The sequence below is a fragment of the Rhodanobacter sp. Col0626 genome, from assembly GCF_049994385.1.
Lineage (GTDB): Bacteria > Pseudomonadota > Gammaproteobacteria > Xanthomonadales > Rhodanobacteraceae > Rhodanobacter.
In genome coordinates, this window is sequence record NZ_CP188260.1 from 1,568,715 (window position 1) to 1,590,827 (window position 22,113).

Consider the following 22,113-nt stretch of genomic DNA (forward strand, 5'->3'; position numbering starts at 1 on the left):
GCTCAGCGGTCGCGTTCGCGCTTTTCCACCACGTGCAGTCGCGCGCTGCTCGTGGTTCGTGCCGAGATGGCGCCGCTATGCAGGCAGACGCGGTTTCGCCCGTTGAGCTTGGCGTCGTACATGGCCTGATCGGCGCGTTCGACGAGTGATTCCAGATCGTCGCCGTCCTGATGGATGGCGACCCCGATGCTGATACTGAGAAACAACGAATCGTTGCTGACCGGGATTTCCAGCCGATGCACGCGCCGACATAGTCGCGTCGCCACGTGCATGGCCTGCTGTGGCTGGGTCCCGTCGAGCAGGGCGACGAACTCTTCGCCGCCATAACGGCCAAGCAGGTCGCCAGGGCGCAGCTCGGTGATCAGCGCCCTGGCGACCGCAACCAGTGCGCGGTCGCCGGTGTTGTGGCCCTGTTGATCATTCAGCAGCTTGAAATGATCGAGGTCGAGAAACAGCAGCGCGATCGGCCGCGATGGCTCGGTAGCCAGCACCACGCTGGCGCGCTCGGTCCAGGCGCGGCGATTGAGTACATTGGTCAACGCATCCTGATCGGCCAGCACGCGCACGATGTCACGATCATGGCGCAAGGTGAGGGCCCGGTCGGCCAGGCCCAGCGACAGCACGACAGCTTCGAATGCACCGCCGGCCAGGCTGGCATCGTTGAGCCAGTCCAGCTGGGGCAGTGCGCCGTTGACCTGGGCGCTGGTCAACGCGGTGAGCAGCAGCAGCGGCGTCCAGCCGGCAAGAAAAAACCACGCCTGCCGCGAACCCCGGGCGGCGGCGATGATCGCCGCCGTCAGCAGCAATACGGCACCGATCATCAGCAACGGATTGAGCAGGATCTGCGCCACCTCGATCAGCAACGGTACGTGGCTGCAGCGCATCAGCACCACCTGGATCATGCCCACGGCCAGTGCCACGATCGGCACCCGCAGCAAGGGTGTGTAACGCTGCAATTCGCAGAACCGCATCATGAACAGCGAAGCGAACGCCACGGACAGGGCCACTGCGGCTGAACCGACCATCAAGGCCATGCCCGACAACCACTCCCATTCGAGTGGATGGAAGATGAAGCCGGTCTGGATGCCCTGGATCAGCGTGTAACAGACGATGTAGCCGGCGTACCAGGCATACGTGACGTCACGCAGCATCAGCGCAAAACACAGCGCCATCAGCACCATCGCCAGCATCACCGAAAAACAGGCGCTGGCGAAGACCAGCCAGTGCGCATCCTGCTGCACGTACTCGTTCCGGGGTTGCAGATGAAAGCGCACCGGCGCGTTGATCATCAGCGACGGCTCGAACTTGAGCAGGATCGGCGTCGATGCAGCCATGGTCGTTGGCACTTGCCAGGCCAGTTGGCCGTGGCCGTGGGTCGGTGCACTGAAATCGTCCAGTGCCAGCGTCTGTGGCTGGCCCGGTCCATAGACGGTAACCACGCCAAGTGTCGGCGGATAAATCGTCAATACCCGTTCACTGTTGTCCCACGGCGGCTGGGCCGTGATCACCACCCAGCTGCCCAGGCTGCCGCGCGAAAACCGTTGCAGCAGCGAAGGGTCGAAACTCTTCAACAGGCCGGCGTGATAATCGCTCATGACGATTTGCGGGGTGTCGCCGGTGCGTGCTTCGCGCCAGGCACCGTTCAACGGGCTGGCGGCATGGGCGCAAACTGATCCGAGGCACAGCAGCAAACCGAGCACAAAACCGTGCCATGGCCGCCCACGGCGGTCTGCTGACGGTACTGTGATCGGTTTCTCCATTTGCCTCTCTCCGTTCTGACAGTCTCCCAAGAGACTGCAGACCATCGACGAGTCCACCTGCCAAAACAATGTTGTCGGCGATCCCATCGCCTCACGCAACCGGGCAATCAGCCAGCAAGGTCACGTCCATCCACCATAATCGCATGGTCAACGGACGAACCTGCACCATCCATTGCGAACATGTCAAGCACGGGTCGTGCCACTGCAAACAAGATGGATGGCGCCCTGTCTGCGCAGCGTGCAGGTTCCCAAGGTTTCCCCACTGACGCCGCGTCCAGGTTCAATCCGGACGCGCAGGGTCACCCGGCCATACCGGATGCGTCGGCGCACAGGCCCCGGAAAATCAACCCGGCCGGCGCGCACCCAGCAGGATCAGCACTTCCTGGGCGCTGCGAATGCGCTCGGTGGCGCCGGGCAGGTCCAGTGTGATTTTCAGCTTGTCCTGACCATCCAGTTTGTAGACGCGCGGTAGTTGCTGGATCAGCTTGATGATGGTCATCGGGTCCACTTCGGGTTTTTCGCGGAACACGATACGGCCGCCATTGGCGCCGAAGTCCAGCTTGCGAATGCCCAGCGGAGTAGCCATCAGCTTCAGGCTGGCCACGGCGAACAGTTGTTTGGTGGGGTCGGGCAGCAGGCCGAATCGGTCGATCATTTCCACTTGCAGATCGCGCAAATCGTCTTCGCTGCGCGCGCTGGCGATGCGCTTGTACAGGGTCAGGCGCGCGTGCACGTCACCGAGGTAGTCATCCGGAATCAGCGCGGGCAGGTGCAGCTCGACCTCGGTCTCGTGTTCGGAGCTGAGATCGAAATCCGGTACCTTGCCCGACTTCAGCGCACGCACCGCGCGATCCAGAAGTTCGGTGTAGAGGCCGAAGCCAATTTCCTGGATCTGGCCGGACTGCTCGTCACCGAGCAATTCACCGGCGCCACGGATTTCCAGGTCGTGCGTGGCCAGGGTAAAGCCGGCGCCAAGTTCCTCCAGCGAAGCCAGCGCTTCCAGGCGCTTCTGTGCATCGGCGGTGATGGACTTGCGGTCGGGCACCACCAGATACGCGTAGGCACGATGGTGCGAGCGGCCGACGCGGCCGCGCAACTGGTGCAATTGCGCCAGTCCGAAACGGTCGGCGCGATCGATGATGATGGTGTTGGCGGTGGGGATGTCGATGCCGGTTTCGATGATGGTGGTGCACACCAGCACGTTGAAACGCTGGCGGTGGAAATCCGCCATCACACCCTCCAGTTCCCTTTCGGGCATCTGGCCATGGGCGATGCGGATACGCGCCTCGGGCACCAGTTCTTCCAGCTCGCGCACGACGCGCTCGATGCTCTGCACCTCGTTGTGCAAGAAGTACACCTGGCCGCCGCGCGACAGCTCGCGCTGCAATGCCTCGCGGATCGTCGCCGGGTCCCACGCCGAGATGAACGTGCGCACGGCTGAACGATGTGCCGGCGGCGTGGCGATCAGCGAGAGATCGCGCAGGCCGGCCATCGCCATGTTCAGGGTGCGCGGGATGGGTGTGGCGGTCATCGTCAGCAGATCGACTTCGGCGCGCAGCTTCTTCAGCTGCTCCTTCTGGCGTACGCCGAAACGTTGCTCCTCGTCGACGATGACGAGGCCGAGGTTCTTGAACTTGATGTCCGGCTGCAGCAGCTTGTGCGTGCCCACGATCACGTCGATCTGGCCGTCGGCGAGGCGTTTCAGCGCATCGTTCACTTCCTTGGTCGACTTGAAGCGGGACAGCACGTCCACACGCACCGGCCAGTCGGCGAGGCGATCGGCGAAATTGCGGTAATGTTGCTGGGCGAGCAGGGTGGTTGGCACCAGCACGGCGACCTGCTTGCCGGCGGTGGCGGTGGCGAACGCGGCGCGCAGCGCGACCTCCGTCTTGCCGAAACCGACGTCGCCACAGATCACCCGATCCATCGCGCGCGGCGCAGCGAGGTCGCCGAGCACGGCCTCGATCGCGGTTTCCTGATCTGGCGTTTCCTCGAACGGAAATGTGCTGCCGAATTCCTCCACCAGCTGTCGGTCGATCGGCATCGACTCGCCACCACGTGCCTCGCGCTGGGCGTAGATCGCGAGCAGTTCGGCAGCCACGTCGCGTACTTTTTCGGCGGCCTTTCGACGCGCGCGCTCCCACGCATCGCCACCGAGCGAATGCAGCGGCGCCAGCTCCGGCGCGGTGCCCGAATAGCGACTGACCAGGCCGAGTTGCGCCACCGGCACGTACAGCTTGTCGCCCTTGGCGTATTCGATGGTGAGGAACTCGCCATCCATGCCGCCGACATCCATCGAAACCAGGCCCTGATAGCGGCCCACGCCGTGGTCGACGTGCACGATCGGTGCGCCGAGGGTGAGTTCGGTGAGATCGCGGATGATGCTTTCCGGATCGCGCGCGGTACCGCGCCGGCGCTTGCGGTCGCGTTCGCTGCGCACCCGTTCGCCATACAGTTCGCGCTCGGTAAGCACGACGAGTGCGGGCGTAGTGAGCGTGAAGCCCTGTTCCAGTCCGGCGATGGTGATGGCGAAGCGCGCCGATGCAGATACTTCTGTGGGAGCCACTTCAGTCGCGATGTTCTTGCCCGCCTGATGCGACATCGTCGTGGCTGAAGCCGTTTCCCCAGGAGCCTGTGGCGGCAGGAATGCCGTCCAGCCTTCCACGACGTGCGGCTTCAGCCCGGCGGTCGCCAGTGTCTCGATCAATGCCTCGCGTCGTCCGGCCGAATCCGCGGCGATCAGCACGCGACCCGGATAGCTGGACAGGAAATGCCGTAGCGATGCGCCCGGTTCCTCCCCCTTGCGATTGAGTGGCAGCTCGGGCGCGGGTTGCGTGCCGACCGCGACCGCGTGCTCGTGGCCGGCATCGACCACCTCCACACGTAGCCGCCTGTTGAGCTGCTCGCGCAGTTGGTCCGGCGGAAGATAAAGTTCGCCCGGCGGCAGCACCGGGCGTTCGATGTCGTGCGCGCGCTGGTCGTAGCGCTCGGCGGTCTGCGTCCAGAACTGGTCGGCCGCATCGCCCGCACCTTCACCGAGCACGAACAAGGCGTCGTCGGCGAGGTAGTCGAACAGCGTGGCGGTCTCGCGGAAAAACAGCGGCAGGTAGTACTCGATGCCGCCGGGCGTGACGCCCTCCTTCATGTCCTGGTACAGCGGGCAACGGCGCACGTCGATCGGGAAGCGCTCGCGCAGGTTGCCGCGAAATTCCTTCGCAGCCTCGTCGGTGAGCGGAAACTCGCGCGCGGGCAGCAGCTCGACCCTGTCCACCTGCTGTTGCGAGCGCTGGGTTTCCGGATCGAAGCTGCGGATCGATTCCACTTCGTCGTCGAACAGCTCGATGCGATACGGCTCGGCCGTACCCATCGGAAAGATGTCGAGCAGCGCGCCGCGCACCGCGAAGTCACCCGGCTCGGCCACTTGCGGTACGTGGCGATAACCGGATGCTTCAAGTCGACGCTGTTCGGTCGCGATGTCGAGCTTCTGCCCTTTCGCCAGCACCAGACCGGAGCCGGTGATATGCGAACGCGGGGCGATCCGCTGCATCAGCGTGGCCACCGGCACCACCAGCACGCCACGTTTTACGTTCGGCAACTGGTACAGCGTGGCGATGCGTTGCGAAACGATCTCCGGGTGCGGGCTGAACACGTCGTACGGCAACGTTTCCCAGTCCGGGAAATGCAACACCGGCAGACCGCCGGCGAAAATCTTCAGTTCTGCCTCCAGCGCCTGGGCACGCTGGGTATCGCGGGTGACCGCCACCAGCAGGCCATCGTGCGAGCGTGCCGCCTCGGCAATCAGTAGCGCCCGCGCGGAGCCGTGCGGTGGCGTCCAGTAGCGGCGTTGCTTGGGGGTGTTGGGCAGGGGCGGGTGCTTGATCAGGCTGGGCATAGGAGACGCGTGTGCGAGGCGCCGCCATCGGGCCGCGCCAGGGAAAGCGGGCAAGTGTAACGCGATGTGCCTCGGCTCCCTTCCCTGGCGGAGCAGGGGTAGCTGGGATGGAGGCACTCTTCGATAGTTTTGACAAGATCAAAAGCGCACCCTCCTGCGTTGCAGGGGGGGGCGGGCGTGAAGTGCTTTGCCTCTCCACTGTGTTGCAGGGGAGCTGGCGTGAAGTGCTTTGCGCCCTCCCCTGCTTGCAGGGGAGGGCGAGGGGTAGCGCTCTCCGCTCAGAGCTTCAGCGTGATCAGCGCCGTGCCCGGCTCGTCCGGCATCATCCGCTGGGTGAAACCCAGCTCACGGCAGAGCTTCAGCATGGGCCGGTTCTCCAGCAGCACATAACCCCACAATTCGGACAGTCCGCGACGACGGCTGTCGTCGACCAGGCGCTGCATCAGCAGCGCGCCAAGGCCGAGGCGGCTCCAGGCCTGCTCCACCAGCACCGAGAATTCGGCGCTGTCGATCGCCTCGTCGACGAAGATCCGGCCCACGCCACGCATCTCGGCCGGCTGCACCGATTCGTCCATCAGCACGTAAGCGGTCTCGAGCGCGGGATCGATCCGACATAGCCGCTGCGCCATCGGCGCCGGCAGTTCGGACATCGCGTGCAGGAAGCGACGGCGGATGTCTTCCGGCGACAGCCGGGTGAAACAACGCTGCATCGCGGTCACGTCGCCCGGCTCGATCGGACGCAGCACCAGTTCGCGGCCATCACGCGTCTGCACCCGCTCGCCCATTGGCGAGGACGCCACACGCGGACGCGCGAAGCGCTCGCAACTGCGCGATGGCAACGAGGCGAAACGGGAAGGAGCGGCAAAGTCGATGGCAGGGATCATGGCAATTCCATACTTTTGCGTATTGTGTGCGGTGCAACATGAATTTTCAATGAGGAATGCGCGCTTTTCCAAGAGTAGCCAGCAACGCCAACAGTACAACCGTGTTGCAGTACGGAATGTTATTGACGCGGCAGACAGTCGCACCTGCACACCGCACAATGGGCGTTCCTATTTATCGGGGAGCAAGGTATGACACGCAGATCCGGCGGGCTCACCGTTGCACAACTGGACGCGCTGTGTGGCCGCTGGCCAGGCGTTACCCGCGACGTCAAATGGGGCAGCAACCTGGTATTCAGCGTCGGCGGCAAGATGTTCGTGATCACGCACGAGGACGGCAGCGAAGGCGGGCGCTTGTCGTTCAAGGTGCCGGATGACCGCTTCCTGGAACTCACCGATCAGCCCGGCGTCATCCCGGCGCCTTACCTGGCTCGCGCGCGCTGGGTGTCGATCACCGAACCGTCGCGCTTCACCACCGTCGAGCTGCATGCGTTGCTGCGCGATGCGTATGCGACGGTACGTTCGAAACTCTCGAAGAAACTGCAGGCCGAACTGGGCCCGCTTCCCGCACGCAAGGACAGGTCATGAAACAGCATCTGGGCGCACTGGCACTGCTGGTCGCCGACTACGACGAAGCCATCACCTGGTACACCCGTGCACTCGGCTTCGAACTGGTCGAGGATACCGACATGGGCGACGGCAAGCGCTGGGTGTTGCTGGCGCCGCCCGGTTCCCTGGAAACGCGCCTGCTGCTGGCCAAGGCGAAGGGCGAGGAGCAGGCTTCCCGCGTTGGCAACCAGACCGGCGGTCGCGTATTCCTGCTGCTCCATACCGACGACTTCCAGCGCGACTGGCAGCGCATGCGCGCCGCGGGCGTGCACTTCCGCGAAGAGCCGCGCCATGAGTCCTACGGCACGGTGGCGGTGTTCGAGGATCTGTACGGCAATGGCTGGGATTTGCTGGAACTTGAACGCCCATGATCCAGGTCGCGAATCGCCCAGTTCCTCGTTCACCCTGAGCGTAGCGCAGCGGAGTCGAAGGGGCGCGCGTCGTTGGATGAAAGATCGGGTGGCGCGAGCACGCTTCGAACCTGCAACGTCCCTCGTCCAGAGGAACTACCAGACCAGATCATCCGGCACTTCGAACTGCTTGTAGTACTCGTCGTCCGCCTCGTTGCCGCTACCGGCTTCAGTGCGGCCGTGATCGAGTACGACCATCTCAGCGTCACGCTCATACACCTTGTCGGCCGCCACGCGCGGCAACAATTCGTAACCCTGGTCGTGACGCACGATCACCAGCACGCCGGCGGCCAGCTGCGCGCGCAGCGGCTCGTTCACCAGCATGGACTTGATCGCCGCGCCATCGGTGAAGCGGTAGGCAATTTCACCCTCACGCTTCACCTTGTGCGCCTCGACGATCTGGCGCACCTGTCCGCGTGCTTCCTGCGCCCGCGCCTGCGCATTGCGTTCTGCCGCCAGCGTACGATCACGCTCGGCCTTTTCCGCCTGCAGCCGCTGTGCTTCCACCTGCTCGGCGCTCGGTGGTGCGGGTGCCTTGCCCTTGTGCTTCTTCGCTTGCTCGCGCACGACCTGGGCCGCTTTGGTCTTGTTGACCAGGCCGGCCTTGAGGAGTTGTTCTTGCAGCGGATTGCGCATGGGATGGTAGATGTTTGTGGACAATGACTAGGAAGTGTACCGGGTGCATGGATACGGATTGGCAGGTGGATGGTCGGGCCGCCGCCTTTCCATCCCCGTATTCAGTTCGCGTTGTCCGGCTCAAAGAAACTCCAGCGCACATCGCTGAATTCCGCCTTCATCGCTGCCTCGGCGGTATTGATCGCCTCGATCAGGCTGTCGTTGTCGGGGGTGGGCTGCATGCGAGCCTTCACCGCCACCATCACGTCGGGGCCCATCTGCAGGGTGATCAGGTTCAGCACCTCGGCGACCTCGGGGCGGTTTTTCAGGAAGCTCATCAGCTCGTCGCGGCGGCGTGGCTCCATGCCCTGGCCGATCAGCAAGGCCTTCACCTCGATCGCCACCAGCACCGCGACCACGATCAACAGGATGCCGATGGCGATGGTGCCTGCGGCATCGAACATCAGGTTGCCGGTGAGCATGGTGGCGCCGATGGCGATCGTGGCCAGGCACAGCCCGACCAGTGCGGCCAGGTCTTCGCCGAAAATCACCAGTAACTCGCTGGAACGGGTTTCGCGGAACCACTGCCACAGGCCCTGATCACCGCGGGCCTTGTTCACTTCCACCATGCAGCCGCGCATCGAGATGCCCTCGACGACGATGCCGAATACCAGCACGCCCAGCGCCAGCCACGGCCATTTCAGCGGCTCGGGATGGCCAAGTTTGTGGATGCCCTCGTAGACCGAAAACATGCCGCCGACACTGAACAGCAGGATCGCGACCAGGAACGACCAGAAGTACAGCGCGCGTCCCCAGCCCAGCGGGAATTCGTCGGACGGCGGACGCTTGGCTTGGCGGATGCCCAGCAGCAACAGGCCCTGGTTGCCGCAGTCGGCCAGCGAGTGCACGGCCTCGGCCATCATCGCGCCGGAGCCGGTGATGATGGCCGCGAACAGCTTGGCGACAAAGATGGCGAAATTGGCGCCCAGCGCCAGCAAAATGGCCTTGACGGGGTTGGCGTGACCGGACGACATGCGGCTTTGATCCCTGGATGTGGCCGCCAAGTCTACCGGTGACGCAGGAATTTGCGCAGAGACATCAATGGATGCCGACGCCCACACCCAGGCCGAAGTGGACGTTGTTGCGACCGCGGTTCATCTCGTCGGCCGTCCACACATGCGATTGCGCCACGGCAACCAGCGGAAACACGTAGTCGGCCTCACCGACCTTGCCGGCACGGCTGCCATTGAGCGTGCCGCTGATCGTCATCAAGGCGCCCGACGGATAGTTGAGCGGCTCCGCGTAACCGGACAGCACGGCGATGAAGCGGCCGTTGCCGCTGTCATTCGCTTTCGGCCGCTGCGAGGAATCCAGCGGATAGGCCAGCAGTTCGACCTCGCTGTGATCGCTGAACACCTTGACCTGGACGATGCGACCGCCCCAGATCACCGGCTGGTTGCTGTAACGCTCGGGTGTCTGCGCCGCCTGGAGCGGAGTGGCGATGACTGCGGTGGCGGTGGTCTTGTAGATCGGTGCGGGAGCGCAGGCGGCCAGCATCAACAGCGTGGCCGGCAGGGCGAGACGGGGCAGCATGGAAGCGGGACGGGTGCGCATGATGAGGCTCCTGGTGGAGGAACGCTGTCTGAGAGGTCGAGCTTAGCGGCGACCCGGTGGACGCGGTAGTCGCGAGGCAGGCAACGGACTAGGCGTGTTCAGCATGCTGCCGGCTTCGTCCAGCAACCAGTCCAGTTTCACCTCAGCCGGGCGGTCCTGAGCCAGCAGGCTGGCGAGCGATTTCAGCGGCTCGCGCAAGCTGTCGTCGAGGTTCCATGGCGCATTGAGAATCACCATGCCCGAACCATTGAGGCGCAACGGCGAGTCGTCCGGATGCACCAGCAGTTCGGTGCGCAGGATCCGCTTCACCCCACTGTGCTGCAACTTGCGCAGGAACGGCTGTACCTGGCTGCGCAGCTTGATCGGGTACCACACGGCGTAGACCCCGGTGGGCCAGCGCAGCAGGGCAGACTTCAGCGCCTGCTCGATCAACTTGTATTCGGCCTCCTGCGCCTCGTAAGGCGGATCGATCAGCACGACGCCGCGTTTTTCCTTCGGCGGCAGCAGCGCCTTCAGCGCCTCGTAACCGTCGCGCTGGTGTACGTGTACCTGCTGGTTGCCGCGAAACAGGTCACGCAACTTGGCCGCTTCCTCGGTGTGCAGCTCGCACAGCTGCGCGCTGTCGTCGGGACGCAACAGGCGGGCGACCTGCAGCGGGGAGCCGGGATAGAGCTTCAGGCCCTGCTCGTTGCCTTCGGCGCCGAGAATGCTGGCGCGCCAGCGCTGCAGCAGCGGCGGCACCTTTTCGGCCGGATGCAGACGCGAGATACCGTCCTTGTGCTCACCGGTCTTGCGCGCCTCGAAGCCGTCCAGCGCGTAGTTGCCATTGCCGGCATGGGTGTCGATGTAGCAGAACGGCGCCGGCTTGGCCTGCATCGCCTCGATCAGCGCGAACAGCACGGTATGTTTCAGGACATCGGCGAAGTTGCCGGCGTGATAGGCGTGGCGGTAATTCATGGCGGTCACGGCAGGCGGGAAGGCGCCAGTATAGAGGTGCGTATGTCGCCGCTTCGTGGCCTCACGTAACCTTTCCTGCACATCGCCCGGCGCAGGCTCCCGTTAGTTGTGCAACAGCAACCGATCAGGCAGCTGGCCTGACCGCCCTCGTGCGGAGATCATCAAGATGTTTTCGCCAAAAATCGTCGTTGCGACGGCCGCTTTCGGCCTTTGTCTGGCCGTCGGCGCGGTCAGTGCCCAGGACACCGGAAGCATGGCGCCCGCGCCAGCCTCAAGCAGCATGGGCCATATGGGCAAGGATTCGATGCATCACAAGATGCGTCACGACAACAACGGCAGCATGCACAAGATGCCCGCCACGGTCACCTCGGTCGATACCACCACCGGCATCGTCGCGGTGAACACCGCCGGCATGTCGCTGCGCGTACATTTTCCGCCGGCTTCGGTGGCGGACTTGAAGGCAGGTGACAAGATCACCTTGCACATGGGTTACAGCAAGTAAGCACGGCGCTGCCCTGTAGGAGCGACTTCGGTCGCGATGCTCTTCTCCTGTGCTGTAACGAGCCTCAGGGCATCGCGGCTGAAGCCGCTCCTGCAGGAAAGAAAGGCAACTGGATGCACGTCCAGAGTTGAGGCTTGCCTGCGCAGCACCTAAGCTGCGCCGATGAATCGCACGCCGCACCCGCTCGCTCGCTCGCCGCATCTGAGGATGTTGGCGTGGCTGGCCTGGATGTTCCTGGCCGTGGTCCCGGTGCAGGGTGTGCCTGGCGCCGGGATGACGGGCGCCGCGTCTGCTGGCGGGCCGATGGTTTCGGTGACGCACGCGATGGATCACGCCATGCAGGGCATGGCGGATGATTGCTGCATGAACCAGCTCCATGGCGACCACTGCACAATGCAGGCCTGCCATTGCGTGACGACCGGTGACTTGCCGACGTTGCTCCAGGTCGCCCTTGTTTCGGCGGCCACCGATGCCTTGCACGTTCCGCGACAGGGCGCGGACGCACCCCTCGTGACTTCCTCACCGCCACTGCGGCCTCCTGCACTCCCGATGCCTGCCTGACCTCATCCGTCGCGCTCCGGCCCACGCCGGATTGATCGTGCGGCGGCGGCCATGAATGACTCCGGCCATGCCGGAGCGGGTTGTCTGGAGATGCATCATGAAAGTCATTGAACCGGCGGTGGTGCCGCCGAGTTTGTCGCGTCGTCGTTTCGTGCAGGGTCTTGCCGCGGGCGGTGCGTTCGCCGGCATCGGGTTGTTTCGCTCATCGCCGATATGGGCATTGACCAGCGCCGGTCAGCCGACCGTACCGGGTGGCACGGACTTCACGCTCGATGTGACTGAAGCACCGGTCAACTACACCGGCGCGGCACGACTCGCCACCACCGTCAACGGCAGCGTGCCCGGACCGGTGCTGCGCATGCGGCAGGGTTCTACTGTCATCCTGCGCGTCAACAACCGTCTGCGCGTGCCGACCTCGATCCACTGGCACGGCATCCTGTTGCCGTCGCCCATGGACGGCGTGCCCGGCATCAGCTTTCCCGGCATCGCGCCGGGCGAAACCTTTGTCTACCGCTTCACGCTGCGGCAGAGCGGCACCTACTGGTATCACTCGCATTCGGGCTTCCAGGAACAGACCGGACTGTACGGTGCGCTGGTGATCGAGCCGGATGGTCCGGAACGGCATCCGGTCCAGCGCGATTACGTGGTGATGCTCAACGATTGGACCGACGAGGATCCGGAGCGCATCTACGCAAAGCTGAAGAAACAGGGCGACTACTACAACGCAGCGCGGCCCACCGTCGCCGACCTCATGCGTGACGTACGCCACGATGGCGTGAACGGAGCGCTGGCGCAACGTCGCATGTCGAACGCGATGCGCATGAATCCGACGGATCTCGGCGATGTTTCCGGCCTCACCTATACCTATCTGATGAACGGCACCACGCCGGCCGGCAACTGGACCGGGCTGTTCCGCCCCGGCGAGAAAATCCGCCTGCGCTTCATCAACGGCTCGGCGATGAGCATCTTCGACGTGCGCATCCCAGGCCTGAAGATGACCGTGATCAGCGCCGACGGACAGGACGTGGCACCGGTGACGATCGACGAATTCCGCATCGCCGTGGCCGAAACCTACGACGTGATCGTCGAGCCGCAGGACGAACGTGCCTACACGTTGTTCGCCCAGTCCATCGATCGTACCGGCTACGCCCGCGGCACCCTGGCGCCACGTGCCGGCATGCAGGCCGAAGTGCCGGCACCCGATCCACGGCAATTGCTGACAATGCGGGACATGATGGGCGCGATGACGATGGGCGATGCCGGCGGACACGCTGGCCACACCGCAATGGCTGCCATGCCAGGCATGGATATGTCGGACATGGCGGCGATGCCGTCTGCGCCAGTCGTGCATCATGCGCGCAGTGAATATAGCCCCGGCGTCGACATGCACGTGGACATGCCGCGCACGAATCTCGACGACCCGGGCGTGGGCCTGCGCGACAACGGCCGGCGCGTGCTGACCTACGCCGACCTGCACACCGTCGGCGGATCAATCGATCCACGCGAACCCGGACGCGAGATCGAGCTGCACTTGACCGGCAACATGGAGCGCTACATGTGGTCGCTCGACGGCGTGAAGTTCTCCGACGCCAAGCCCGTCCACTTCAACACCGGCGAGCGGCTGCGCATCGTGCTGGTCAACGACACCATGATGAATCATCCGATTCATCTGCACGGGATGTGGAGCGAGCTGGAAAATCCCGACGGCACGTTCCAGGTGCGCAAGCACACCATCAACGTGCAGCCGGCGCAGCGCATCAGCTATGCAGTGACCGCCGACGCGCCGGGCCGCTGGGCGTATCACTGCCACATGCTCTACCACATGGAAGCGGGCATGATGCGCGAGGTGGTGGTGTCATGAGCATGCACCGATGGATGGCCGGCCCGCTGCTGGCTCTGCCGCTGCTGGCCCTGGCGCAAAATGCCGCGCCGCTCCCGATGGCCATGGATCACGCGGCCATGCCGGCGATGGATCACCAAGCCACCTCTGATCCGGCGGCCGTTGCACCGATCGAGGTGGGGATCCGTGGCTCGGACTATTCCGACGGTATCGGCCACAGCGGCATGCCGGGCATGGATATGCGCGATGGCGAGCCGCTGGGAATGCTGCGGGTCGATCAGCTCGAAGCGGCGGGTGGGCGGCACACCGATGCCCAGGCGTGGGACGTGCAGGGCTGGTACGGCAACGACAGCGACAAGCTGTGGCTGCGCAGTGAGGGCGAACGCAGCGGCGGCCGGATCGAGGATGCCCGGCTCGAATTGTTGTGGGATCACACCCTGACTGCGTTCTGGGATACCCAGCTCGGCTTGCGCCAGGACATGGGTATCGGCCATCGGCATTGGGCCGCGTTCGGCATCCAGGGTCTGGCACCGTACTGGCTCGAACTGGAGGCCACCGCCTATGCCGGGTCATCCGGCCGCACCGCGGCAAGGTTGCGCGTCGAGTACGACTTGCGGTTCACACAGCGGTGGACATTGCAACCGGAGCTCGAGGTGAACCTCTACGGCCACGACGATCCGGCCAGCCGTATCGGCAGCGGCCTTTCCGATACACAGCTGGGCCTGCGTCTGCGCTACGAAATCCGGCGAGAACTTGCGCCGTACATCGGCGTAGTCTGGAAGCGTCGTTACGGTGCGGCGGCCGCCTACGCGCGCCAGGATGGCCAATCATCGATGGACAGGCAGTTCGTCGCCGGCATGCGTTTCTGGTTCTGAGCCAGGCGCACACATCCTGTGGGAGCGACTTCAGTCGCGACGCTCTCGATCGGTCCAAGGCATCGCGGCTGAAGCCGCTCCCACAACAGCATAGAGACGGCATCAGGAGAGCCCATGAAAAGCTTCACCATCGTGATTCTGATCGTTCTCGCCGGCATGCGTTTCTGGTTCTGAGCCAGGCGCACACACCCTGTGGGAGCGACTTCAGTCGCGACGCTCTCTCGATCAGGCAAAAGCATCGCGGCTGAAGCCGCTCCCACAACCACAAGAGACGACATCAGGAGAGCCCATGAAAAGCTTCACCATCGTGATTCTGATCGTTCTCGCCGGCATGCGTTTCTGGTTCTGAGCCAGGCGCACACACCTTGTGGGAGCGACTTCAGTCGCGACGCTCTCTCGATCGGGCAAAAGCATCGCGGCTAAAGCCGCTCCCACAACAGCATAGAGACGGCATCAGGAAAGCCCATGAAAACCCTCACCACCATCGTGATTCTGATCGTCGTCGCCGCCCTCGGCTTGGGTGCCTTCGTCTGGTCCGGCCTCTACGACATCGGCGCCGACGCGCATCACACGAAACCCGTGTACGCGCTGATGCAGACATTGCGCGAGCGCTCGATCGCGCATCATGCGAAGGACATCACGGTGCCGAACCTCGACGATTCGCAACTGGTGCTCAAGGGTGCCGGCCAGTACGCGGCGATGTGCACCGGTTGCCACCTTGCGCCGGGCATGGCCGAAAACGAAATGCGCCCGGGCCTGTATCCGAAGCCGCCGCAGCTGTCGAAGTTCGCACCCGATCCGCGCGAGGCGTTCTGGGTGATCAAGCACGGCATCAAGATGAGCGCGATGCCGGCGTGGGGTTCCAGTCACGACGACGCCACGATCTGGAGCATGGTGGCGTTCCTGCAGAAACTGCCCGGACTGTCGCCGGCGCAGTACAAGGACATCGTGGCGCGGGCACCGCCTGATGAAGACATGGACATGGATGGATCGGACCGGCAGGGCGCGAGCTCGCCGGACATGGCCATGCCTGCTGCTGCGGCCAGTGCTGGCGGCCCCGCAACGGGTTCGTCTTCCGGCACTTCACCGCATTGAGTGTCGGTCTTTCGGGATTTCGCACAGGCGGAGGCCCGATATCGGTCACCATGGCACAATGCGTGCTTGAACGAAGGATCCAAAAGCCGTTGTGACATGACGAGGGACGTCGTTGATGGGGAGCCGGAATCGCTATCTTCTCATGCTGATGCTTGCACTGTCGGTGCTGGCCGGCTCGCCGGCGCGAGCACAGCAGTATTCGTTGCAGACGTACGATCGCAAGTCCGGGCTGGAAAGCCTGAGCATCAATGTGCTGATGCAGGACCATCGCGGCTTCGTCTGGGCCGGTACGGAAATGGGCCTGTATCGCTTCGATGGCAGCAGCTTCGAGCGGATGGATGTCGCGCAGGGCTTTGACAAGGGCGAATACGTCACCGCCATCGCGGAAAACCCGCGACTGGGGCGGATCTGGGTAGCCACCCAGTCCGGGTTGCGTGCGGGCGATGGCCTGCATTTCGAAAAAATCCGGCTCAACGGCAAGCCGCTGGTCGCCGACGTCGGGCGACCGATGGTGGCGCTGGACGACGGGCGGCTGTTGCTGGTTCGCGACAATCAGCTGATGGTGCTTTCCGGTGGGCGCATGGGGCAACCTTCCGTGTTGCGCCCCATGTTCGGCGATGCCGAGCTGGCGGCCCATCCGCAGCTGCGCAACATCACGACGGTGTATGCCTCGCATGGTCGCTTATGGTTGGGATGCGACACGGCGTTGTGCCACATCGATGCCAGCGGAAAAGTCCTGGTGGATGGTCCGGAGCGGGGTGTGCCGGCCGACAGCTGGTCGGGCGTGCTGATGGACCGGCAGGGCACGTTGTGGTTGCGCGGCGTGCATCACGTAAGTGTGCTGCCGGCAGGTGCCACGAAGTTCATTGCGCGCGACGTACCTGACAACGACATGGACGTGATCAAGGATGACGGCAGTTTCGTGGAGGATGCCCAGGGACGCATCCTCACGTCGACCAATCATGGCCTGGCGCGCTGGGATGGAAAGGGCTGGACGACCATCGACAGCAGCAACGGCCTGCCCGACATCGGCGTCACGGCGTTGCTTTTCGACAGGCAGGGAACGCTCTGGCTGGGCACGTACGGACGCGGCATATCGCGCTGGAACGGCTACGGGCTGATCGAGGGATGGGGGCTCGGCCAGGGCTTCGACAGCATGCCGAACTGGTCGATCCTGCGCCTTGACCAGGAACACCTCTGGTTCGGCAACGAACTGGGCGGCAGCGTGCTGGAAAAAGGCCGGATGCGCCTGCAGCCTTGGCCGATCCAGTCCACGCCGCCGCCGCGCCAGATCCTGTCGATGGCGAAGGCCGCCGACGGCGCGATGTGGGTCGGGCTGTATGACCACCGCATCCTGCGTTACGACCCGGTCAGCAAACGCACCACGCAGGCGGCACAGCTACCTGCCTTCGTGAAGGTGCTGCATTTCGACCGGGAAGGGCGCCTGTGGATCGGCACGGTCAACGGCATTTACCGCATCGACAGCGTCGGTGCACCGGCCCAGCGCATTCCCTCGGTGCCGACCACCGACCAGCAATGCTCGGATATTGCCGAAGGAGCCAACGGCGCGCTGTGGTTCGCCTGCAATGAAGGCATGTTGCGCTACGCCGAAGGACATTGGACGCGTATGCAAACGGGCCGGAAAATCATGGCTTCCGGCTTCAGTGCCGTTGCGGTGGATGCGGATGGCAGCCTGTGGCTGGGCGCCAATGAGCCGGGAGTGTTTCATGCCACCGTACACGGCGATCAACTGGCACTGAGCGACATCACCGATGTGTGGCTCGACAACACGCTGGCGTATTTTGTCCGGCGCGACCATCGTGGATGGATCTGGGTCGGCGGTAGCGGCGGCGTGGATATCTTCGATGGCCGGCATTGGACGCATCTGTCACAGGACGACGGACTGCTGTGGGACGAGACCGATCAGAATTCGTTCTTCGAAGATCACGACGGTTCGATCTGGATCGGCTCGGCCATCGGCGTCAGCCACCTGCTGCATCCGGAGGCGATGGTTGCAAGCCATCCGCGCAAGGTGGTCATCACCTCGGTCATGCATGGCACGAAGGCGGCGAAAGATGGCGCCAGCGTGCACATCGACGACAACCGCGCGCCCCTCGTCGTGCGCTATGCGGTGCTCGGAACTTCCTCCGGCAGCGCACCGCGTTTCCGCTATCGGCTGCAGGGGTCGGAGTGGGTCGCCACCAGCGCGCACATTATCAACCTCACCGGTCTGCCATCGGACGACTATCGCCTCGAAATCCAGGCCATCGACGACGACCATCGGACCCTCTCCCCGCCGACCTATTTCGATTTCAGCATCCCGCCGCCGTGGTGGCTGGCCTGGTGGACCTATCCGCTCGAACTCCTGTTGCTGGCGTTGATCGTGGCCTTGAGCTGGCGTTGGCATTCGCGCCGCCTGTTGCGCCAGAACCGCCGTCTGGAAACCATGGTGGACGGACGCACCGCCGAACTCACCGAGGAAAAACGCGAGTTGGAGCTGGCCCGCGCCGAGCTCTATCACCAGGCCACCCACGACAGCCTCACTGGCCTCTACAACCGCAAGGCCATTCTCGACCAGCTGGCGGAACAACTCGAACCGAATGTCAGTGTTGCCCTGGGGCTGGCCGTAGGACTGGTCGATGCCGATCACTTCAAGCGCATCAACGATACTTTCGGCCACCAGGCGGGAGACGCCACCTTGTTGGCGATTGCCCGTCTCCTCCAGTCCCACGTGCGCGAAGGCGATCGGCTGGGCCGCTATGGCGGCGAAGAGATCCTGATGCTGCTACCGGGCATCGGTCATGCCGATGCCGAGCAGCGCATGCGTAACCTGCAGACCGCCGTCAGCGCCGTGCCGCACCAATGGAACGGGAAACAGTTCACCGTGACCCTCAGCATCGGCATGGTCTGGATCGGACGCGAGCCCGCGTCGGTCGAAGATCTCGTCCGACGCGCGGATGCCGCCTTGTACCGGGCCAAGAGCCACGGCCGTAACCGCGTCGTTGCCGAAGTTCTGGGCGAGGAGGCCGGTGTGGCACAGCCAGATTCGGCGGGTGACGTTCAATAGCGCCTGCGCAGCGCATCGCGTTTTTCGACCTCCGCATCCATGCGATGCGAGCATCATCCCTCGGCGGAAATGCGCGGCTTCATCAATCACCTGTGCGCGGAAATGCAATTCGCTGCGGCGTGATCAATCGATGATGTTGTGGCTTTCGGTGGTGCCCAGAAGTTCGGGCTGCTTCGGGGCGCGCTGGCGGCGATGGAGCAGCGGATGCATGAACACCGCGGCCAGGATCACCGCGACACCGGCATAGAACCAGGCGTCCAGCTGGTGTTGTTCGCCCAGTAGCACGATCGCCAGCACGATCGCGTAGACCGGCTCCAGGTTGGTGACCATCTGCGTGCCGAACGCACTCATGTGGCGCAGCGCCACCAGCGCCAGCGCAAACGGCAGCAAGGTGCAGCCGAACGACAAGGCCATCAGCAACAGTGCACCGTGCAGGCTCGGCAGCATGAACGCCGGGCCGGTGTGTGGCAGCAGCGGCGCCAGCAGGGTGAGGAAAAGCGTGCCGGTACCCAGTTCGATGAAGGTCACGGTGAGTGGGTCGCCGTGTTCCACCAGCCGCTTGTTGAGTGAACCGAAGAACGCCACGAACAGCGCCGACAGCACGCCCACCGCAATGCCAATGCGCATGCCGTGCGGCACGCCGCCGACCACCATCACCACGCCGGGGACCACCGCTGCACCGATCAGCAACTCGCGTGGATCGAACTTGCGTTTGGCAATCCACGGTTCGATGAAGGCCAGGAACACCGGGCCCAGCGCGATGCAGGTTGCGCCAACGGAAGCGTTGGAGAGTTTGATCGCCGCGTAGAAGGTCAGCCAGTGCAACGACACCAGCACGCCGATGCCGGCGTACGCCCAGATGAGTCGCGCCGGCATCGCGCGCAACCCGCGCCAGACCCGCGGCATCAACAACAGCGCAGCGACCACCAGCAACATGCGCCACCACACCAGCGGCAATGCCGGCAGCGTGATCAGCTTGCCGAGGATCGCGGTGAAGCCCCACAACAACACGCAGAAATGAATCTGCAGACGAGCTTTGCTGGCGGCTTGCATGGGGATATCGCGCGGGAAGAGGTGCCGGCATTCTAGCGCCTGCCTTGGCCCAACCATGCCCCTGCCGCTGTGGGAGCGACTTCAGTCGCGATGCCCTTCTGGCAGATGGAAAGGCGTCGCGACTGAAGTCGCTCCCACAGGATCGGCGGTTAGCGTGAGGTCTTCTTGGCTGACGGCATCATCTTGCCGGAGTGGCGCAACTGCTGCAGCACTGCGCGGCAGGTGTTGTCGCCATCGTCGCCATGGCTGGGCGATACCAGCGCCAGCAGCGCGGCGGCGGGCGCAGCCACCACGCCGAGCGCGACCATGCCGGCACCACGCATCAGCAACGGACCGGCGTGCACGCCGACGTTCGGATTCTTCAGCGTGCCCTGGACGTACAACGGCGAGCGCAACGAGAAGACGCGAAAGCCTTTGGTATGCGGTACCACGTCGAGGTCGAGTTTCTCGCTGGCGAAATTCACCGTGCCATCCACGTTGATTACCGCGTCATCGGTGTCGAACACGAACAGCCGCATGTCGAACAGACCATCCTTGGCGGTCATGTCGCTGGCGGCGCAGTTGATCTTGACGGTCTTGTCGCCGAACAGCTTGCCGATGACGATGTTGCCGACGTTGAGGCCGGCAGTTTCCAGCAGGGTCTTGCTGATCGCGCCGTCGTTCATCAGCAGCTTCATCTCGCCGTTGGCGCTGCCCAGCAGGGCGGCAATGGAGTTGCCCTGCGCGGTGAGGTTGGTGTCGCCGTTGATCTCGCCGAAGCTCGTGCGCATCGGCTCGAAGGTCGGAAACAGTTGCTTGAGCTTGAGATGACGCGCATTGAGCTTGAGCAGGCCATGCATCGGCGTGCGGCTTCCGTCGAGGGTAATGTTGCTGTGCACGGTGCCGCCGGCCAGATCGAAGCTCAGCGGGTCCAGATATAACGCACCGTTGTTCATCACCAGATGGGTGTTGAGCGATTCGATCGGCAGTGCTTCACCGTGCACGATGCGTGCGCCCGTGAACGTCACGTCCGCATCCATTGCCTGCCAGCGGTCGGTACGGAACGGCTCGACCGGCAGCACTTTGTCGGCCGGCTGGGTGGTGCCGTCACCACGTTGCTTCTTCTCGGCATTGGAATCGGCGCCAATCAACGGGGCGAGGTCGGCAAACTGCAACAGTTTCGAGTGCAGGTCGCCACTCAGTTTGGGCCGCTTGCCGCCGGTGACGAACAGCAGGTTGCCGGCCAGGTCACTGCCACCGACGCGGCCGCGGAAGTTCTGATAGCTGTAACGACTGCCGCCGCGGTGCAGTTCCGCTTTCAGGTGGCCCTCGGTGGCATACGGCGGTGTATCGGGCAGGGTGATGCCGGTGAGCGGATACAACTTGGCCATGCTGGACCCGGAGAACCACAACCGCACATCCAGTGCGCCCAGGTGCATTGGGTCGGTCAAGGTGCCGACCAGGGCGATATGGCTGTCGCCGATATGCGCATCGGCCTGCACCGGAAACGGTTTGCTGGTGTCCTGCAAGGCCAGCACGGCGCCCATTTTGCCGTGGCCCTTGACGGTGCCGCCCTGGTAGCTGCCGTCGGCATCCCAGCCGAACTGATAGCTGGTCGATGCATTGGCCTGGCCAATCTTTTCGTCCTTGTCCTGCTTGGCGTCGCCGCTGGCCAGAGATTTTTTCGCCGCGGCACCTACCGTTTTCCCAGCCTGCTCGCGCGCGTCGGCGGATTGTTGCGCCACGATCTGGTCGTAGGGAATCGCCCCTTGCAGCGGCGATACCGACACCTTGAGTTTGGTGCGGCTGACCGCGTCGTCCAGCGAAATGTTGCCGCGATCGAAACCGATCGTGCCCAGGTTCAACTTCCAGGCCGAAGGCGTCGTGCTTTGCGGCAGGGTGAAATTCCAGGTTGCCCGCGACTGCTTGTCGCGCTCCAGGTCGATAGTGGGCTGGACCAACTGCAATGAGGGTACGTTGATGCGATGCGCCAGCAACGGCAGCGGTGACAGCCGGAAGCGCAATGCCTCCAGCTTGGCGAACTGCGGTTGCTGCGCCCAGTCGGGATTGGCGACGCTGATGTCGCGTGCGGTGAATTCCGGCCACGGCACCAGCGAGCTCAACCAGCCGCCGGTACGGTCGCGTTGCCAGTCCACCGTGAGATCGCCGTTGATCGCGAACGGCCGGCCGATCGCTTGGCTCACCTTGTCGTTGATGAACGGTTTCAGCCGGTTCCAGTCGAACAGCGCAATGATGAGAATCACCACCACGATGAGCGCCAGCAGCGCACCCGCGATCCAGGCCAGTACCTTCCGGCTTCGCTTCATGATCATCTCCTGTCGCGGGTTCCAGATCGATTCATAACTGGTCGCGTGGCAAGATTTTGTGGTGAAGCCGTGGTGA

Annotated in this window: 16 protein-coding genes and 1 pseudogene; 8 read left to right on the forward strand and 9 right to left on the reverse strand. The window is 63.9% G+C overall.

The window, feature by feature from the left end:
• Window positions 1-2 precede the first annotated feature (2 nt).
• From ACPPVV_RS06475 to ACPPVV_RS06485, 3 genes are all read right to left on the reverse strand, one after another.
• Window positions 3-1,760: a sensor domain-containing diguanylate cyclase gene (locus tag ACPPVV_RS06475; RefSeq protein WP_426702641.1), complete on the reverse strand. Its 1,758-nt coding sequence runs from the start codon at window positions 1,758-1,760 to the stop codon at window positions 3-5.
• Between the two features lie 343 nt (window positions 1,761-2,103).
• A complete protein-coding gene (gene mfd, locus ACPPVV_RS06480) occupies window positions 2,104-5,652 on the reverse strand; it encodes a transcription-repair coupling factor (RefSeq protein ID WP_426702642.1) in 3,549 nt (1,182 codons plus the stop codon).
• A gap of 278 nt (window positions 5,653-5,930) precedes the next feature.
• The gene (locus ACPPVV_RS06485) at window positions 5,931-6,536 is read right to left on the reverse strand and encodes an N-acetyltransferase family protein (RefSeq protein WP_426702643.1); all 606 of its coding nucleotides are present in this window, start codon (window positions 6,534-6,536) and stop codon (window positions 5,931-5,933) included.
• Between the two features lie 189 nt (window positions 6,537-6,725).
• On the opposite strand from ACPPVV_RS06485, the gene ACPPVV_RS06490 reads away from it, so the two are divergent.
• Both ACPPVV_RS06490 and ACPPVV_RS06495 read left to right on the forward strand, forming a co-directional pair.
• Window positions 6,726-7,121, forward strand: coding sequence for an MmcQ/YjbR family DNA-binding protein (locus ACPPVV_RS06490; RefSeq protein WP_426702644.1), 396 nt, complete (start codon window positions 6,726-6,728; stop codon window positions 7,119-7,121).
• A complete protein-coding gene (locus ACPPVV_RS06495; protein ID WP_426702645.1) occupies window positions 7,118-7,513 on the forward strand; it encodes a VOC family protein in 396 nt (131 codons plus the stop codon). The genes ACPPVV_RS06490 and ACPPVV_RS06495 overlap by 4 nt, the downstream gene beginning before the upstream one ends.
• 135 nt (window positions 7,514-7,648) lie before the next feature.
• Here ACPPVV_RS06495 and ACPPVV_RS06500 read toward each other — a convergent pair whose 3' ends face one another.
• From ACPPVV_RS06500 to ACPPVV_RS06515, 4 genes are all read right to left on the reverse strand, one after another.
• A complete protein-coding gene (locus tag ACPPVV_RS06500) occupies window positions 7,649-8,188 on the reverse strand; it encodes a DUF2058 domain-containing protein (protein WP_426702646.1) in 540 nt (179 codons plus the stop codon).
• A gap of 101 nt (window positions 8,189-8,289) precedes the next feature.
• Entirely contained in the window at window positions 8,290-9,201 is a 912-nt protein-coding gene (locus ACPPVV_RS06505; protein WP_426702647.1) for a cation diffusion facilitator family transporter, read from the reverse strand.
• 64 nt (window positions 9,202-9,265) lie between these two features.
• Window positions 9,266-9,781, reverse strand: coding sequence for a Slp family lipoprotein (locus ACPPVV_RS06510; protein WP_426702648.1), 516 nt, complete (start codon window positions 9,779-9,781; stop codon window positions 9,266-9,268).
• Between the two features lie 42 nt (window positions 9,782-9,823).
• Window positions 9,824-10,738 (reverse strand): 23S rRNA (adenine(2030)-N(6))-methyltransferase RlmJ, encoded by a 915-nt coding sequence (locus ACPPVV_RS06515; RefSeq protein ID WP_426702649.1) that lies wholly within the window; start codon window positions 10,736-10,738, stop codon window positions 9,824-9,826.
• A 166-nt stretch (window positions 10,739-10,904) separates the two neighbouring features.
• Between ACPPVV_RS06515 and ACPPVV_RS06520 the strand changes: the two genes are divergently transcribed.
• The 6 genes and pseudogenes from ACPPVV_RS06520 (at window position 10,905) to ACPPVV_RS06545 (ending at window position 18,678) form a co-directional block, all read left to right on the forward strand.
• Window positions 10,905-11,240: a hypothetical protein gene (locus ACPPVV_RS06520; RefSeq protein ID WP_426702650.1), complete on the forward strand. Its 336-nt coding sequence runs from the start codon at window positions 10,905-10,907 to the stop codon at window positions 11,238-11,240.
• A 162-nt stretch (window positions 11,241-11,402) separates the two neighbouring features.
• Window positions 11,403-11,801, forward strand: coding sequence for a hypothetical protein (locus tag ACPPVV_RS06525; protein ID WP_426702651.1), 399 nt, complete (start codon window positions 11,403-11,405; stop codon window positions 11,799-11,801).
• Window positions 11,802-11,898: 97 nt separating this feature from the next.
• Window positions 11,899-13,662, forward strand: a complete 1,764-nt coding sequence (locus ACPPVV_RS06530) for a copper resistance system multicopper oxidase (RefSeq protein ID WP_426702652.1) — start codon at window positions 11,899-11,901, stop codon at window positions 13,660-13,662.
• The gene (locus ACPPVV_RS06535) at window positions 13,659-14,516 is read left to right on the forward strand and encodes a copper resistance protein B (protein ID WP_426702653.1); all 858 of its coding nucleotides are present in this window, start codon (window positions 13,659-13,661) and stop codon (window positions 14,514-14,516) included. Before ACPPVV_RS06530 ends, ACPPVV_RS06535 begins: the two co-directional genes overlap by 4 nt.
• Window positions 14,517-14,981: 465 nt before the next feature.
• Window positions 14,982-15,501, forward strand: a pseudogene (locus tag ACPPVV_RS06540) (c-type cytochrome); the annotation flags it as partial.
• A 252-nt stretch (window positions 15,502-15,753) separates the two neighbouring features.
• Window positions 15,754-18,678 (forward strand): ligand-binding sensor domain-containing diguanylate cyclase, encoded by a 2,925-nt coding sequence (locus tag ACPPVV_RS06545; protein WP_426702654.1) that lies wholly within the window; start codon window positions 15,754-15,756, stop codon window positions 18,676-18,678.
• Window positions 18,679-18,801: 123 nt separating this feature from the next.
• Here the strand turns inward: ACPPVV_RS06545 and ACPPVV_RS06550 are convergent, their stop codons facing one another.
• Together ACPPVV_RS06550 and ACPPVV_RS06555 are read right to left on the reverse strand one after the other, a co-directional pair.
• Window positions 18,802-19,731, reverse strand: a complete 930-nt coding sequence (locus tag ACPPVV_RS06550) for a DMT family transporter (protein WP_426702655.1) — start codon at window positions 19,729-19,731, stop codon at window positions 18,802-18,804.
• Window positions 19,732-19,880: 149 nt separating this feature from the next.
• On the reverse strand, window positions 19,881-22,037 hold the full coding sequence (locus ACPPVV_RS06555) for an AsmA family protein (RefSeq protein ID WP_426702656.1): 2,157 nt from the start codon (window positions 22,035-22,037) through the stop codon (window positions 19,881-19,883).
• Window positions 22,038-22,113: the final 76 nt, after the last annotated feature.

Excerpts from the sequence above, each read along its gene's own strand:
- ACPPVV_RS06515 (WP_426702649.1), bottom strand. The coding sequence starts at position 10,738 with ATGAATTACCGCCACGCCTATCACGCCGGCAACTTCGCCGATGTCCTG.
- ACPPVV_RS06505 (WP_426702647.1), bottom strand. The coding sequence starts at position 9,201 with ATGTCGTCCGGTCACGCCAACCCCGTCAAGGCCATTTTGCTGGCGCTG.
- ACPPVV_RS06545 (WP_426702654.1), top strand. The coding sequence starts at position 15,754 with ATGCTGATGCTTGCACTGTCGGTGCTGGCCGGCTCGCCGGCGCGAGCA.
- mfd (WP_426702642.1), bottom strand. The coding sequence starts at position 5,652 with ATGCCCAGCCTGATCAAGCACCCGCCCCTGCCCAACACCCCCAAGCAA.
- ACPPVV_RS06550 (WP_426702655.1), bottom strand. The coding sequence starts at position 19,731 with ATGCAAGCCGCCAGCAAAGCTCGTCTGCAGATTCATTTCTGCGTGTTG.
- ACPPVV_RS06535 (WP_426702653.1), top strand. The coding sequence starts at position 13,659 with ATGAGCATGCACCGATGGATGGCCGGCCCGCTGCTGGCTCTGCCGCTG.
- ACPPVV_RS06525 (WP_426702651.1), top strand. The coding sequence starts at position 11,403 with ATGAATCGCACGCCGCACCCGCTCGCTCGCTCGCCGCATCTGAGGATG.
- ACPPVV_RS06555 (WP_426702656.1), bottom strand. The coding sequence starts at position 22,037 with ATGAAGCGAAGCCGGAAGGTACTGGCCTGGATCGCGGGTGCGCTGCTG.
- ACPPVV_RS06520 (WP_426702650.1), top strand. The coding sequence starts at position 10,905 with ATGTTTTCGCCAAAAATCGTCGTTGCGACGGCCGCTTTCGGCCTTTGT.
- ACPPVV_RS06530 (WP_426702652.1), top strand. The coding sequence starts at position 11,899 with ATGAAAGTCATTGAACCGGCGGTGGTGCCGCCGAGTTTGTCGCGTCGT.
- ACPPVV_RS06475 (WP_426702641.1), bottom strand. The coding sequence starts at position 1,760 with ATGGAGAAACCGATCACAGTACCGTCAGCAGACCGCCGTGGGCGGCCA.
- ACPPVV_RS06490 (WP_426702644.1), top strand. The coding sequence starts at position 6,726 with ATGACACGCAGATCCGGCGGGCTCACCGTTGCACAACTGGACGCGCTG.
- ACPPVV_RS06495 (WP_426702645.1), top strand. The coding sequence starts at position 7,118 with ATGAAACAGCATCTGGGCGCACTGGCACTGCTGGTCGCCGACTACGAC.
- ACPPVV_RS06485 (WP_426702643.1), bottom strand. The coding sequence starts at position 6,536 with ATGATCCCTGCCATCGACTTTGCCGCTCCTTCCCGTTTCGCCTCGTTG.
- ACPPVV_RS06510 (WP_426702648.1), bottom strand. The coding sequence starts at position 9,781 with ATGCGCACCCGTCCCGCTTCCATGCTGCCCCGTCTCGCCCTGCCGGCC.
- ACPPVV_RS06500 (WP_426702646.1), bottom strand. The coding sequence starts at position 8,188 with ATGCGCAATCCGCTGCAAGAACAACTCCTCAAGGCCGGCCTGGTCAAC.